Here is a 14,172-nt window from a genome sequence, read left to right on the forward strand (position 1 = left end):
GACCCGGACGCGCCGTTTCAGCGGGCCGGACCGGTCAGACGAGGTCGAAGCGGTCCGCGTTCATGACATTGTTCCACGCGGCGACGAAGTCCTTCACGAACTTCTCCTTGGCGTCGTCGCTCGCGTACACCTCGGCGAGGGCGCGCAGCTCGGAGTTGGAGCCGAAGACGAGGTCGGCCCGGCTGCCGGCCCACTTCACCTCGCCGGTGCTCGCGTCCCGGCCCTCGAAGGTGGTCTGGTCCTCCGAGGTCGCCTTCCACTGCGTGCCCATGTCGAGCAGGTTGACGAAGAAGTCGTTGGTGAGGACGCCGGGCGTCTTGGTGAGCACGCCGAGCTGCGACTGCTGGTAGGTGGCGCCGAGGACGCGCAGACCGCCGACGAGCGCGGTCATCTCGGGGGCACTCAGGCTCAGCAGGTTGGCCCGGTCGAGCAGCAGGTACTCGGCGGGCAGGCGGTTGCCCTTGCCGAGGTAGTTGCGGAAGCCGTCCGCGGTCGGCTCCAGCGCCTCGAAGGACTCGGCGTCGGTGTGCTCCTCGCCGGCGTCCACCCGGCCCGGGGTGAAGGGCACCTCGATCGCGAAGCCGCCCTCCTTGGCGGCCTTCTCCACGGCGGCGGCACCGCCGAGGACGATGAGGTCGGCCAGGGAGACCTTCTTGGCGCCGGAGGAGGCGTTGAACTCCTGCTGGATGCCCTCCAGGGTGCGCAGCACCTGGGCGAGCTGGTCGGGCTCGTTGACCTCCCAGCCGCGCTGCGGGGCGAGGCGGATGCGGGCGCCGTTGGCGCCGCCGCGCTTGTCGCTGGCGCGGAACGTGGACGCGGACGCCCACGCGGTGGTGACCAGCTGGGACACGGACAGACCCGAGTCGAGCAGCTTGGTCTTCAGGGCGGCGATGTCGGCGTCGTCGATCAGCTCGCCCTCGCGCTCGGGCAGCGGGTCCTGCCAGAGCAGCGTCTCCTCCGGGACCTCGGGGCCGAGGTACAGCGACTTCGGGCCCATGTCGCGGTGGGTGAGCTTGTACCAGGCGCGGGCGAAGGCGTCCGCGAATTCCTCCGGGTTCTCGTAGAACCGGCGGGAGATGGGCTCGTAGATCGGGTCGAAGCGCAGCGCCAGGTCGGTGGTGAGCATCCGCGGGCGGTGCTTCTTCTCCGGGTCGTGCGCGTCGGGGACGATCTCCGGGGCGTTCTTGGCGACCCACTGGTGGGCGCCGGCCGGGCTCTGCTCCAGCTCGTACTCGTACTCGAACAGGTTCTTGAAGAACCCGTTGCTCCACTGGGTCGGCGTGGTCGTCCAGGTGACCTCCAGGCCGGAGGTGATGGCGTCCCCGCCCTTGCCGGTGCCGTAGGTGTTGCGCCAGCCGAGGCCCTGCTCCTCCAGGCCGGCGGCCTCCGGGTCCGGGCCGACGTTGTCGGCGGGACCGGCGCCGTGGGTCTTGCCGAAGGTGTGGCCGCCGGCGATCAGCGCGACGGTCTCCTCGTCGTTCATCGCCATGCGGCGGAACGTCTCACGGATGTCGCGGGCCGCGGCGACCGGGTCGGGGTTGCCGTTCGGGCCCTCGGGGTTGACGTAGATCAGGCCCATCTGGACGGCGCCGAGCGGGTTCTCCAGCTCGCGGTCGCCGGTGTAGCGCTTGTCGTCCAGCCAGGTGGTCTCGGGACCCCAGTAGACGTCCTCCTCCGGCTCCCAGACGTCCTCGCGGCCGCCGCCGAAGCCGAAGGTCTTGAAGCCCATCGTCTCCAGGGCGACATTGCCGGTGAGGATCAGCAGGTCGGCCCAGGAGATGCTCTGGCCGTACTTCTTCTTGACCGGCCACAGCAGGCGGCGGGCCTTGTCCAGGTTGCCGTTGTCCGGCCAGCTGTTGAGCGGGGCGAAGCGCTGCTGGCCGGCGCCGGCGCCACCGCGGCCGTCGCTGATGCGGTAGGTGCCCGCGCTGTGCCAGGCCATACGGATCATCAGGGGGCCGTAGTTGCCGAAGTCGGCGGGCCACCAGTCCTGCGACGTGGTGAGCACCTCGGCGATGTCCCGCTTCACGGCGGCGAGGTCCAGGGCCTGGAAGGCCTGCGCGTAGTCGAAGTCCTCGTCGAGGGGGTTGGCCACGTCGGGGTTCTTGGCGAGGATCTTCACATTGAGCCGCTCCGGCCACCACTGACGGTTGCCACCGCCCTGGGTCGGGTGCAGGGCCCGGTCGTGCGCGACGGGGCAGCCGCCGCTCCCCTCCTCCGACTTCGCGTCTGTGACGATCGCGTCGTGGTTCTCAGTCATGGCAATCCTTCCGAACTGTGCGGAACTCGGTGCTCAGGAACTGCGGCCGGTGGAACAGCCGGGGCACAGGCCCCAGTACACGACCTCGGCCTCGTCGATGGCGAAACCGTGGTCGTCGGAGGCGGTCAGGCAGGGCGCGTCGCCGACGGCACAGTCGACGTCCGCGACGGCCCCGCAGGACCGGCACACGATGTGGTGGTGGTTGTCGCCCACGCGTCCCTCGTACCGGGCCGGGTGGCCGGCCGGCTCGATACGGCGCACCAGACCCGCCTCGGTCAGCGCGTGCAGGGCCTCGTAGACGGCTTGCAGGGAGATGTGGCCCACGCGATCACGGACACCGGAGGCGATCGCCTCGGCGCCGAGATGGTCACCGTCCCGGACGGTCTCCAGCAGCGCGACGCGGGCTGCCGTCACGCGCAGGCCGGCACCGCGCAGCTCCTCGGCGGTGGTCGGTCTCGGGGAGGCGGACATGGGCAGAACCTACCGTCATAAACACGAGGGGTTCAAGAAAACGAAGGATGCAATTCTGGTCGCTTACGAGCGACGTCCGGCCGTCTTCGAAGCCCCCGCGCACCGGTCGGAACGGGTCCACGGGGCGGGGTCGCGCGCATGCCCGCATCATGCGGTCCGCGGCCCGCGAGGCCGGTGAGCGGGCCCGCGCCCAGCAGGCGACACGACGGAACGTGCCCATGCCAGGACAGCACTCCATGCCAGGACAGCAGAAGCCGACCGGGGAGAAGGAGCCGACGGGAGGCCCTGTCCCGGGCCCGGGACCCGCAGCCTGACCATGCGTGCGGGCTCGGCCGGCCGTGCGTGGACCGCGGGCCGGGGCCCTCACTCGTGCGGGTGCACACCGTCCCGCCGTCCGTGGCGTCCCCGGCGACGCGTCGTTCGGCAGCAGTGTGAAGTTTCCCGGGCTACGTGATGGACCGGGGGCGGACGGGCAACGAACCCCTTCATGCCCCACGCGATTCTCCTGCGGCAGGTGATGCGATGACCACGGCGACGACCCGGGCGCTCCGGACGCCGCCCGCCAGGGCCGGCCAGACGGCGGCCGGGTCCCCCGCACCGCCCGCGCCGCCCTCCCTGCCGTCGCTCACCGGACTGCGCTGGATGGCGGCGCTGCTGGTGTTCGGACTGCACGTGCACAACTTCGGCTGGTTCGGCGGCACGGGTGGCCGCCTGATGTCCTGGGGCTTCGGCGCCGGCGCCACCGGAGTGTCGTTCTTCTTCATCCTGTCGGGGTTCGTGCTGACCTGGTCGGCGCGGCCCCGTGACCGCGCGCTCGCCTTCTGGCGGCGGCGGATCGCCCGGGTCTACCCGGTGCACCTGGTCACCCTCGTCATGGCCCTGGTCATGGCGGGCACGCTGACGCACCGGGCGCTGCCGGCGCCGGACCAGGCCCTGGCGAACGCCCTGCTGGTGCACTCCTGGTGGCACCCGTGGTGGCAGACGCTGAACCCGGTGAGCTGGTCCCTGGCCTGCGAGGCGTTCTTCTACGCCGCCTTCCCCCTGCTGATCGGGCTGCTGCGCCGGCTCGGGGCGCGCGCCACGACCGCGCTGGGCGCCCTGTCGGTGGCCGCGGTCGTCCTGCTGGCCTGGACGGACGCCCACCACTGGTGGACGCACTCGGTCTACCCGTTCCCCGCCGCCCGGCTGCCCGAGTTCGTGCTCGGCGCGGTCACCGCGCGACTGGTGCTGCTCGGCCGCTGGCGCGGGCCGGGGCTGGAGGCGTCGCTCGCGCTGGCCGTCATCGGCTACTTCCTGGTCCCGCAGGTCACGCCCGGCTACTCGGCCACCGTCTGCACCCTCGCCGGGTTCGCGCTGCTCATCCCCGCGGCGGCGGTCGCCGACCTGCGCGGGCTGCCGTCCCTGTGGCGGAGCGGGCGGATGGTGCGGCTCGGGGAGCTGTCGTTCGCCTTCTACATGGTCCATCTGCTGGTGCTGCGCGCCGCGACGACCGTGCTGGGCACGAAGCCGCGCTTCGGCCCGTGCGCGGGGCTGGCGGTCGGCGCGACCGCGTTCGCCGTCTCGCTCGGCCTGTCCTGGGTGCTGTACGAGGCGGTGGAGCGCCCGGCCCGGCGGCTGCTGCTGCGCCGCCGTCCGGCCGCGCGACCGGATCAGGTACCGGCCCGGCGGGAGCCCCCGGCACCGGCACCGGCCCGCGACTGACTTCCCCTCCTTTTCCAGCCGATCCCTCTCCTTTTCCAGCCGATTCCCCTGGCTTCTTCCGGCCGTCTGTTCCCCCGTTCCCCGGCCGTCCGTTCCGGTGCCGTCCGCCCCGCCCGTCCGGCCCCGGGTCGCACGCACGGGTGACGTCGGCGAAACCGAGGAGAGCCTGCGGGTTTCGGGGGTAGGCGGCTCACCGACGCCGGTCCGGGGGACGCGCTCCGCGGGGCCGGCGACAGCCGCACGCACCGAAGGAGCCGAGCCGTCGTATCCGGACAACCAGCGGACAGCCGACAGGAGTCCCGCCCGCTCGTCCGCCCGCGCCGCCGGGCCCACCCTCCCCGGCCCGGGCCATGGTCGGCCTGGTCACAGAGCCGGGAGCGGGTTTGGCCTGGCCGGACACCGGTCGCTACGGTGGGCGGTCGGCAATGATCGGCTTCGGAGAGCCGGCCCACCGGCGCACCTGGGTGTGCGAGAGGAGAGGATGACAGTGCCCGAGCAGGACGCGGCCGTATCGGCACCGCAAGTGGTGAGTTCCTTCCTGGAACAGCGCAAGGAGCAGATCGCCCAGCGCTGGGCCGACACGCCCTTGTTCCGCTCGGTCTTCACCGTCTCCCGCGACGAGGCGGTGGAGGCGTGCAAGGCCGTGGTGGAAGCGCTGTCCGAGGTGGCCGCCAGCGGACGGCTGGAGGACGTGGGCTCGCCGGGCTTCGTGCCGGTGCGCGACCAGTTGGGGCGGATGACGCAGACCCGGGCCCGCTCCGGGCACACCGCGTCCCAGATCGCCAACGAGGTGGCCGGGCTGCGCGTGCCGGTGATGGAGCTGCTGCGCGAGGAGTTCGCCGACCCCACGGTCCCGCGGGCCCAGGAGGCCGTACTGGCGCTGACCCTGCTGCTGGGCACGCTGCGGCTGGTGGTCATGGAGACGGCGCTGGACGCGAACGCGGAGCTGATCGAGCGGCAGCGGCAGCAGCTGCTGGAAGTGGCCACCCCGGTGATCAAGCTGTGGGAGGGCACGGTCGCCGTGCCGCTGATCGGCACCCTGGACAGCGCGCGCAGCCAGGTCGTGATGGAGTCGCTGCTGGAGGCGATCGTCGACCAGCGGGCCCGGTACGCCATCCTCGACATCACCGGTGTGCCGACCGTCGACTCGCTCGTGGCCCAGCACCTGATGAAGACGGTCGCCGCCGCCCGGCTGATGGGTGCAGAGTGCATCGTCTCCGGCATCCGCCCGGCCATCGCGCAGACCATCGTGCAGCTCGGCATCGACCTCGGCTCGGTTCTCACCCGGTCCTCGCTGGCCGACGCGCTGGCCTACGCGCTCGGCAAGCAGGGCATCGAGGTGTCCCGGGCGCACGCGAATGAGAGCGTCCGGTGAGCCAGCCCCTTCCCGCCCATTCGGCCCAGGTGCCGGTGCTCGCCCTGGGCGACGTGCTGCTGGTCTCCCTGCAGGGCGAGCTGCACGACGGTATGGCCGAGCAGTTGCAGCAGGACATCACCCAGCGCATCTCCACCGACCGGATGACCGGAGTGGTGATCGACATCTCCGGGGTGGACATGGTCGACTCCTTCCTCGGCCGGGTGCTCGCGGAGATCGCCTCCACGGCCCGGCTGCTGGCGGCGCGTACGGTCCTGGCCGGGATGCGGCCCGCCGTGGCGATCACCCTGGTGGAGCTGGGGCTCACGCTGCCCGGGCTGGTCACCGCGCTGGACGTCGACCGTGCCATGGAACTGCTGAACCAGAGGGGGAGCTGATGCAGCGGTCCGGCCAGGTGTCCGCGACGAGCCTGCCCATCGGCTCGGACGCGGATCTGGCCTGGGTGCGGCAGGAGGTGCGGCAGTGCGCGGCGGGGCTCGGCTTCGGCCTGGTGCAGCAGACCAAGCTGGTCACGGCGGCGAGCGAGCTGGCCCGCAACACGCTGGTGCACGGCGGTGGCGGGCGGGTGGAGATCACCCCGCTGGACAACGGGCGCAGCCGCGGCCTGCGGATGAGTTTCATCGACGACGGTCCGGGCATCCGCGATCTGGAACTGGCCATGACCGACGGGTACACCACCGGCGGCGGCCTCGGGCTGGGACTGAGCGGAGCGAAACGGCTGGTGCACGAGTTCAGTGTCGACACCGAGCCCGGCCGGGGGACGACCGTCACGGCCGTGGCCTGGGTGACCCAGGTGCCCGCGTCCCGCCCGGGGCTGTGATGGGCCGGGTGTGGGAGGTCCCGGTGCACGACTCCACCCGGGTGCGGGACGCCCGGATGGCGGCCCGGGAGGCGTGCGACGACTCGGGGCTGGCCCCCGCGCGTACGGCGGCGGCGGAGCTGGTCGCAACCGAGCTGGCCACCAATCTGCTCAAGCACGCGGGCGGCGGCCTGATGGTGGTGAACCTGGTGGATCCGCCGGCCGGCGGCACGGGCGCGTCGGTCCAGCTGTACTCGCTGGACCACGGGCCGGGCATCGCCGACGTGGACGCCGCCCTGCGCGACGGCTACTCCACCGCCGACGGTTCGCTCGGCGCGGGGCTGGGCAGCTGCCGGCGCAGCGCCAACGCCTTCCACCTGTACAGCCGGCCCGGCCGGGGGACGGTCGCGGCGGCCCGGATCGACGCCGAGGCCGGCGAGCGCGGGGCGCCCCCGGCGCGGCTGCCCGCGGGCGGGATCACGGTCTCCCTCGGCCAGGACGCGCACTGCGGTGACGCCTGGGGCTGGGTGCGTTCCGGGCGGCTGCTGACGCTGCTGCTCGCGGACGGTCTCGGGCACGGGCCGAAGGCCGCGCACGCCTCCACCGCGGCGGTGGCGGAGCTGCGCCGCACCGGGCATCTGCCGCCCGCGGACATCCTGCGCCGGCTGCACACGGCGCTGCGGCCCACCCGGGGCGCGGCGGTGACGGTGGCGCAGGTGGACACCGAGCGGGCGGAGCTCAGCTTCGCCGGGGTCGGCAACGTGAGCGCCCGGCTGCGCCGCGGGGAGTCCTGGACGTCCTTGGTGACCCATCCCGGGATCGTCGGGGCGTACTTCCCGGCGCAGGTCCCGGTGCGCCGGCTGCCGTGGCACCAGGACAGCCTGCTCGTGGTGCACAGCGACGGGCTGCCCAGCCGGTGGACCCCGCCGGAGGACCCCGGGCTGCTCGCCCACGACCCGTCGGTGGTGGCCGCGGCGATCCTGCGCGACGCAGGCAGCCCCGCCCGCCCCGTTCGCGACGACACCAGCGTGGCCGTACTGGCCCCCGACCGCCGGACCACCACCCCATGACAGCCGCCCGCGACACTTGGACCATCGCCTCCGCCGCCGACGCGGCCCGTGCCCGTGCCGGGCTGGCGCGGCTCGTCGCGGACACCGGGGCGCCCGCGCTCGACCGCGCCCGTTTCCTCAGCGCGCTCGGGGTGCGGCTGCGGCACGCCGTGGACGCGGGCGGCGCCGAACTGACCGTGACCGCCGGCCCGGACGGCCGGCTGGGGATCGCCCTGGGCGGACCGGAACCCTGGCGGCACACGCTCGTCCGCCCCGGCGCGCTGCCGGGCCCGCAGGACGAGCCGCACTCCGAGGCGATGCCCGACCCGCAGGCCGCCCCGCTCGCCGACGAATTGCCCGACCCGCAGGACGAACCGCACGCCGAGGCACTGCCCGACCCGCTCGCCGAGGCGCTGCCCGCCCCCCAGGAGGCCCCGCTCGCCGAGGCGCTGCTGAGCGCCGACGAGGACGCCGCCGCCGTGCTGACCAGCCTCGCCGAGACGGAGGAGCTGCTGCGCCTGCACCGGGAGGAGCTGCACCAGACCAACCAGGGCGTGCTGGCGCTGCACGCCGAGCTGGAGGCGGCGGCGCTGGCCCAGCGGGACCTCCTGGACGCCGAGCGGGCGGCCCGCGCCGAAGCCGAGAACGCCCGCCGGCTGCTGACGTTCCTGGCCAACGCGAGCGCGGTGCTGCACGCCTCCCTGGACCACGAGGACATCCTGCGCCGGCTGCCCGAGCTGCTGGTCCCGGAGTACGCCCGGCATGTCGACGTCTGGCTGGTGGACGACGAGCGGACCCCGCCGGGCGACCGGGCGGCGGCCACGGTGACGGCGGCGCGCACCGGCCGTCCCCAGCACGCGGGCCCGCATCCCGGGCAGCTGCCCGGCGTGGACGACCTGCCGGCCTCGGCGCTCTTCCCCGACCGGCCGCTGCTGTGCCTGCCGCTGGGCGGGCGCACCGTGCAGGGGGTGCTGACGCTGGCCGCGCCGGGTGAGCGTTTCGACCCGGACACCACCGTGATGCTGCTGGAACTGGCCCGGCGGGCGGGCATCGCGCTGGAGAACGCCCGCCAGTACGAGCAGCACCGGGATGTCGCCGAGGCACTGCAACGCGCGCAGCTGACGGACCTGCCCGCCGTGCCGGGCCTGGACCTGGCCGCGCGCTATCTGCCGGCGACGCACGGGCTGAACATCGGCGGCGACTGGTACGACGCGTTCTCGCAGCCGGACGGCAGTGTGCTGACGGTGATAGGCGACGTCACCGGGCACGGGTTGCGCGCGGCGGTCATCATGGGCCAGTTGCGCACCGCGCTGCGCGCCTACGCCGTCGAGGGCAACGGCCCGGCCCGGATCCTCACGCTGCTGCACCGGATGCTCCGCCACCAGCAGCCGGAGCTGTACGCGACTTGTGCCATCGCCCGGTTCACGCCCGGGGAGCCGGAGGTGGTGTGGGCCGCCGCGGGACACCCGCCGGCCGTCGCCCGCGGCCCCCGGGGGGAGGTGCGGGTGCTGGACGCCAAGCCGGGAATCATGCTCGGGGTCCCGCTGCCGTACGAGTACGAGGAGCACACCGTCGAACTGCCGGCCGGGTCCGTCCTCGCGCTGTACACGGACGGTCTGGTGGAGCGCCGGGCCGCCGGGATCGACGTGGGCATCGACCGGCTCGCCCGGGCCATGCAGGTGCTCGGCGCGGCGGAGCTGGCCAAGCTGGACGCGGCGGCGGACGCGCTGCTCAGACCGATGCTGCACGACTCCGAACACGACGATGACATCTGTCTGCTGCTGTGCCGCACCACCATCGGGTGAACGGCCGTGCGCCGGCCCCCGGTCGCGGGGGCCGGCGCACGGCTGGGGTCACTTGTTGACGCAGACGTTGCCCACGGCCGGGTTCAGCAGGCCGATGATGTTGATGGTGTTGCCGCAGACGTTGGCCTGGATGCCGATCGGCACCTGGATGACGTTGCCGGACAGGACACCCGGGCTGTTGGTGGCGACACCGACGGCTGAGGCGCCGCCGCCACCGCCGTCGGAGGCGACGGCGGTGGCCGTGCCGGCCAGGGCGAGGGCTGCGGTGATGACGGTCGTGGTGGCCAAGGAGCGAAGACGCATGTTCTGCCTCACTGGTTGACGTCGGGTCGTCTCCATCACACCCGGGCGGCGTGCCGTTCGCCTCCGCTGCTACGCCGTCCGGGCAGCCCCGCCGCGATATTTCCCCCGTCCGGCCGGTCAGGCGGCGGACGGGAAGCGTTCCCAGACCCGGTGCGCGCCGAGCAGCCGGGTGAGCTCCGAGAGGACACCGGTGGCGGTGTCCCCGGCGATCACGCCGGGCGCGTCCAGCGGGATGCCGGCCGCCTCCAGGGCCGCCTCACCGCCCTTGGCCGCGCCGATGGCCTTGCCGTGCCGGAACGCCTCACCCAGCAGCAGCCCCACCCGCGGGTCGGGGGTGGCCGCCCCGGCGGTGGGCTGGCCGGCCTTGGCGTCCCGGGCCCCGAAGGCGTCGGCGCCCACTCCGGGGGTGCCCGCCACCAGCACCGCGTCGAACTCCACGGAGCGCGCGGTGGCGTAGGTGCGCTGGACGGTCAGGGCGCCGTCGCCGTCGCCGAGGGTGCCGCCGACCGGTGCCACGATCAGCGGGACCATGCCGCCGTCGAGGACGGCCTGGCGGACGGCCCGTACGCCGTCGAGGTCGCCGTCGGGTCCGGTGAGGATGCCGATGATCCGGCCGTCGGTGGGCCAGGTGCGCCCGACCTGGGAGAGGGCGGGGCTGGGCTGGACGTCGGCGAGGGGCACGGTGGGTTCCGGCGCGGGCAGGCCGAGGCCCGCCGCGACGCCCGCGCACAGCTCCGGGTCGATGTTGGCCAGGACCTGCAACGCCCGCTCCCGGATGGCCACTTCGTAGCACTTGCCGAGTTCGAAGGTGTAGGCGCCGATGATGTGCTCGCGCTCGGGCGGGCTCATGCTCAGCCAGAACCGGCGCGGCTGGCTGAAGTGGTCGTTGAAGGATTCGGGCGCCTCGCGGACCTTGGTCGCCTCGGGGACGCGTACGGGTGTCTCGATGTACGCGCCGAGGTCCGCGCCGGCGGTGAACGGGCAGCCGCCGTCGAGGGAGTTGGGCCGGTAGGGGGCCGTGCCCCGGTGGACGGCCGTCTGGTGGAAGCCGTCGCGGAGCATGTCGTTGACCGGGGCGTGCGGCCGGTTGATCGGGATCTGCGCGAAGTTGGGACCGGCCAGGCGGGTGATCTGGGTGTCCAGGTAGGAGAAGAGCCGGCCGGCGAGCAGCGGGTCGTCGGTGATGTCGATGCCGGGGACGAGGTGGCCCACGTGGAAGGCGACCTGCTCGGTCTCGGCGAAGAAGTTGGACGGGTTGCGGTCGAGGGTGAGCAGCCCGATCGGCTGCACGGGGGCCAGTTCCTCGGGGACGATGTTGGTGGGGTCCAGCAGGTCGATGCCCTCGAAGGTCTGGTCGGGGGTGTCGGGGAAGGTCTGGATGCCGAACTCCCACTGGGGGTAGGCGCCCGCCTCGATGGCGTCGGCGAGGTCCCGGCGGTGGAAGTCGGGGTCGACGCCGTTGATGATCTGCGCCTCCTCCCACACCAGGGAGTGCACGCCCAGCTTCGGCTTCCAGTGGAACTTCACCAGCGTGGTCTCGCCGGCCGCGTTGACCAGGCGGAAGGTGTGGACGCCGAAGCCCTCCATGGTGCGGTACGAGCGCGGGATGCCCCGGTCGGACATGTTCCACAGGGTGTGGTGGGCGGCCTCGGTGTGCAGGGTGACGAAGTCCCAGAAGGTGTCGTGGGCACTCTGCGCCTGCGGGATCTCCCGGTCGGGGTGCGGTTTGCCGGCGTGGATGACGTCGGGGAACTTGATGGCGTCCTGGATGAAGAACACCGGGATGTTGTTGCCGACCAGGTCGAAGACGCCTTCGCTGGTGTAGAACTTGGTCGCGAAGCCGCGGGTGTCGCGGACGGTGTCGGAGGAGCCCCGGGAGCCGAGCACGGTGGAGAAGCGGACGAACACCGGTGTCTCGACGTCCTCGGCGAGGAAGGCCGCCTTCGTCACGTTGGCCGCGGTGCCGTAGCTGCGGAACACGCCGTGCGCCCCGGCGCCGCGGGCGTGGACCACGCGCTCGGGGATGCGCTCGTGGTCGAAGTGCATGACCTTCTCCCGCAGGTGGTGGTCCTGCAGGAGCACCGGGCCGCGGGGTCCGGCCTTGAGGGAGTGGTCGGTGTCGTACAGCCGGGTGCCCTGGGCGTTGGTCAGATAGCTGCCGCTCTGCGCCATCCGGGCCTGGTCGGCGCCGGTGGGCTGCCCGGTCGGGGAGACGGTGTCGGGGCCGGTCTGGTCGGGTTTGGGCGGGAAGGGCTCGTGGGGGTCGGTCGGCTCGGCGACCGGCGGCGTCTTCGGGCCCGGCTTGCCCGGGATGCCGTCCTCGGGGCCCGCGGGTCCTCCCTGGAGGGCGTCCGCCACCTTGTCCGCGGCTCGCTTCAGGGGGTTCGTCTCGCTCATCAGTGGCAATTCCTTCGCTGGTCACGGGGGCGGGCCCGGCAGGGACGAAGCGTGTCCGCCGCTCGGTGGCCCCGCCGGGGGCGTGCGGCCGGCGCCATGGCTCGCGTCGGGTGGGTCCCGGGCGCAGGGGGCCGGTGGTGGCCTCGTACCGAGGTCCCCGGGCCGGGGCGTCCGAAACCGGGAACTTCGGTGAGTTCCCGGTCGGGGTGAAGTCGGGCCGTCTCGTATCGAGTTGCCGGGACGGCGGGCCCGCCGGACGCGCTGGTCCGGCCCGGGGACCGTCGGCAGGGCCACAGCCGGCTGCCGCGGACGGGTCCGTCAGCAGGGCCGGCTTCTTGACCCGGGGCAGGCCGCCGGTACCCGGCCGCCCGCACCGCCACCCTAGGCGCTGGCCCGGCGCGGCGCAGTTCGAACGGTGTGCGGATCCGCCCGGTCAGGGACGGGCGACGACGCGGAAGGTGTCCAGGGAGGAGTCCGCCGCGTCCGACACGAGGAAGCCGTGGGCGATGCCGCTGCGCAGATAGTCGACGATCTCCGCGGTGATCACCTCGCCGGGTGCCACGACCGGCACGCCCGGCGGGTAGGGGCTGATCGTCTCCGCGGCGATGCGGCCGACGGCTCGTTCGGCGGGCACCTGTTCGGTGGCGCCGAAGAAGGCGTCGCGGGGCAGCATCGCCTGTTCCAGTTCCAGGGCGTGCGGCTCGGGCAGGTGCACGGCCGGTTGCCGCTCGATGGTGTCCGCCCGCTCCACCAGCGCACGCACGGACTCCACCAGCAGCTTCTCGGTCTGCTCGTCGTCGGAGTGGGTGATGGAGGCGCTGATCCGGCAGGTGTCCGAGCCGCCCATGTCGATGTGGCAGTTGGCGCGCAGCCATTCGGTGGCCTGCATGCCGCTGATGCCGAGGCCCCGTACGTCGACGACGATCTTCAGCGGGTCGAACTCGGCGGCCAGCCCCTCGTCGATGATCTCGCCGCCCATCACCCGCAGCCCGGGCAGTTCCCGCAGCTGGGCGCGGACGCGTTCGGCGCGGTGCAGGGCCGCGTCCAGCAGGTCGTGCCCCTGCTCGACCATCTGCCGCCGCCAGCCGTCGAGCGCGGCGTAGACCAGGCTGGAGGCGCTGGTGGTGCCGAGCAGGTCCTCGCGCTGCTTGAGCACGACGGGCGAGACGCGGTCGCCCTGGAGGTGGAAGACCGAGCTCTGCTCGATGGCGCCGCCCATCTTGTGGACGCTGGTGACGACGAGGTCGGCGCCCGCGTCCATGCCCCACACGGGCAGGCCGGGGTGGAAGGGCAGGTGGGCGCCCCATGCCTCGTCCACGATGAGGGGGACGTCGGCGCCGTGGCAGACGTCGGCGACGGCGCGCACGTCGGCGCAGGTGCCCCAGTCGGTGGGGGTGATCAGCAGCATGCCCTTGGCGTCGGGGTGCTCGCGCAGCCGGTCGCGGACGTCGTCGGCCTCCGGCGGGTGGGCCAGGTGCCGTTCGCCGTCGAACTTGGGGTGCACCCAGATGGGCTCCACCCCGTTGATGATCACCGCGGCGATGACCGACTTGTGGGCGTTGCGGGACAGCAGCAGCTTCTCCCCCGGTCCGGCGATCGCGAGCATCGCGGTCTTGACGGACAGGGAGCTGCCGCAGGTGGAGAAGAACGCCTGGTCGGCGCCGACCGCGTCGGCCATCAGTTCCTGCGCCTGCTCCAGCACGCCCTGGGACTGGCGGCGGTCGTCCAGCCCGTTGAGGCTGAGCACGTCCGAGCGGAACACGTCCAGCCCGAGGACGGCGGCCACTCGCGGGTCGGTGCCCCGGCCCTGTTTGTGCCCGGGCGGCCCGAACACCACGTCCCCTCGTCGCCGGAACTCCTGAAGAGCCTCCAGCACGGGTACGCGGGAGTGGTCCATGGCTGCCTCCTGAGCTGTTCGGTTCCGCACCCACCGTGTTGCACCGGCGGGGCACCCCAAACCCGGCGGCCCCGTGTCAGGACCCGTCCGGGTGGAACCCGGCCCGGCACGGAGC

The 14,172-nt window shown here is 73.2% G+C and carries 11 protein-coding genes; 6 read left to right on the forward strand and 5 right to left on the reverse strand.

The annotated features are described in order from the left end of the window. Nucleotides 1-34: 34 nt before the first annotated feature. Nucleotides 35-2,260, reverse strand: a complete 2,226-nt coding sequence (gene katG, locus IH25_RS0118970; protein ID WP_030611371.1) for a catalase/peroxidase HPI — start codon at nt 2,258-2,260, stop codon at nt 35-37. A gap of 33 nt (nt 2,261-2,293) precedes the next feature. Next, complete coding sequence (locus IH25_RS0118975) at nt 2,294-2,731, reverse strand: Fur family transcriptional regulator (protein WP_030611373.1); 438 nt, start codon at nt 2,729-2,731, stop codon at nt 2,294-2,296. Between the two features lie 522 nt (nt 2,732-3,253). Between IH25_RS0118975 and IH25_RS0118980 the strand changes: the two genes are divergently transcribed. From IH25_RS0118980 to IH25_RS0119005, 6 genes are all read left to right on the forward strand, one after another. Next, the gene (locus IH25_RS0118980; protein WP_030611377.1) at nt 3,254-4,432 is read left to right on the forward strand and encodes an acyltransferase family protein; all 1,179 of its coding nucleotides are present in this window, start codon (nt 3,254-3,256) and stop codon (nt 4,430-4,432) included. Between the two features lie 481 nt (nt 4,433-4,913). Beyond that, nucleotides 4,914-5,807 (forward strand): STAS domain-containing protein, encoded by an 894-nt coding sequence (locus IH25_RS0118985; RefSeq protein WP_030611380.1) that lies wholly within the window; start codon nt 4,914-4,916, stop codon nt 5,805-5,807. Then, nucleotides 5,804-6,184, forward strand: coding sequence for an STAS domain-containing protein (locus IH25_RS0118990; protein ID WP_030611383.1), 381 nt, complete (start codon nt 5,804-5,806; stop codon nt 6,182-6,184). The genes IH25_RS0118985 and IH25_RS0118990 overlap by 4 nt, the downstream gene beginning before the upstream one ends. After that, nucleotides 6,184-6,627 (forward strand): ATP-binding protein, encoded by a 444-nt coding sequence (locus IH25_RS0118995; protein ID WP_030611386.1) that lies wholly within the window; start codon nt 6,184-6,186, stop codon nt 6,625-6,627. Before IH25_RS0118990 ends, IH25_RS0118995 begins: the two co-directional genes overlap by 1 nt. After that, entirely contained in the window at nt 6,627-7,676 is a 1,050-nt protein-coding gene (locus IH25_RS0119000) for an ATP-binding SpoIIE family protein phosphatase (protein ID WP_030611389.1), read from the forward strand. The genes IH25_RS0118995 and IH25_RS0119000 overlap by 1 nt, the downstream gene beginning before the upstream one ends. Further along, on the forward strand, nt 7,673-9,460 hold the full coding sequence (locus IH25_RS0119005) for a SpoIIE family protein phosphatase (protein WP_030611392.1): 1,788 nt from the start codon (nt 7,673-7,675) through the stop codon (nt 9,458-9,460). Before IH25_RS0119000 ends, IH25_RS0119005 begins: the two co-directional genes overlap by 4 nt. Nucleotides 9,461-9,508: 48 nt before the next feature. On the opposite strand, the gene IH25_RS0119010 is transcribed toward IH25_RS0119005, so the two are convergent. The 3 genes from IH25_RS0119010 to IH25_RS0119020 form a co-directional block, all read right to left on the reverse strand. Continuing rightward, a complete protein-coding gene (locus IH25_RS0119010; RefSeq protein ID WP_030611395.1) occupies nt 9,509-9,763 on the reverse strand; it encodes a chaplin in 255 nt (84 codons plus the stop codon). A gap of 117 nt (nt 9,764-9,880) precedes the next feature. Then, nucleotides 9,881-12,160 (reverse strand): catalase, encoded by a 2,280-nt coding sequence (locus tag IH25_RS0119015; RefSeq protein ID WP_030611398.1) that lies wholly within the window; start codon nt 12,158-12,160, stop codon nt 9,881-9,883. 433 nt (nt 12,161-12,593) lie between these two features. Then, nucleotides 12,594-14,057 carry an aminotransferase class I/II-fold pyridoxal phosphate-dependent enzyme gene (locus IH25_RS0119020; protein WP_030611399.1) on the reverse strand — a complete coding sequence of 488 codons (1,464 nt, stop codon included), beginning with the start codon at nt 14,055-14,057 and terminating at the stop codon, nt 12,594-12,596. Nucleotides 14,058-14,172 lie beyond the last annotated feature (115 nt).

The organism is Streptomyces achromogenes subsp. achromogenes (genome assembly GCF_000720835.1).
Classification (GTDB): Bacteria; Actinomycetota; Actinomycetes; order Streptomycetales; family Streptomycetaceae; genus Streptomyces; species Streptomyces achromogenes.

What these genes read in the sequence shown, in the direction of transcription:
- katG (WP_030611371.1), bottom strand. Translation starts at nt 2,260, where the DNA reads ATGACTGAGAACCACGACGCGATCGTCACAGACGCGAAGTCGGAGGAG.
- IH25_RS0118975 (WP_030611373.1), bottom strand. Translation starts at nt 2,731, where the DNA reads ATGTCCGCCTCCCCGAGACCGACCACCGCCGAGGAGCTGCGCGGTGCC.
- IH25_RS0118980 (WP_030611377.1), top strand. Translation starts at nt 3,254, where the DNA reads ATGACCACGGCGACGACCCGGGCGCTCCGGACGCCGCCCGCCAGGGCC.
- IH25_RS0118985 (WP_030611380.1), top strand. Translation starts at nt 4,914, where the DNA reads ATGACAGTGCCCGAGCAGGACGCGGCCGTATCGGCACCGCAAGTGGTG.
- IH25_RS0118995 (WP_030611386.1), top strand. Translation starts at nt 6,184, where the DNA reads ATGCAGCGGTCCGGCCAGGTGTCCGCGACGAGCCTGCCCATCGGCTCG.
- IH25_RS0119000 (WP_030611389.1), top strand. Translation starts at nt 6,627, where the DNA reads ATGGGCCGGGTGTGGGAGGTCCCGGTGCACGACTCCACCCGGGTGCGG.
- IH25_RS0119005 (WP_030611392.1), top strand. Translation starts at nt 7,673, where the DNA reads ATGACAGCCGCCCGCGACACTTGGACCATCGCCTCCGCCGCCGACGCG.
- IH25_RS0119010 (WP_030611395.1), bottom strand. Translation starts at nt 9,763, where the DNA reads ATGCGTCTTCGCTCCTTGGCCACCACGACCGTCATCACCGCAGCCCTC.
- IH25_RS0119015 (WP_030611398.1), bottom strand. Translation starts at nt 12,160, where the DNA reads ATGAGCGAGACGAACCCCCTGAAGCGAGCCGCGGACAAGGTGGCGGAC.
- IH25_RS0119020 (WP_030611399.1), bottom strand. Translation starts at nt 14,057, where the DNA reads ATGGACCACTCCCGCGTACCCGTGCTGGAGGCTCTTCAGGAGTTCCGG.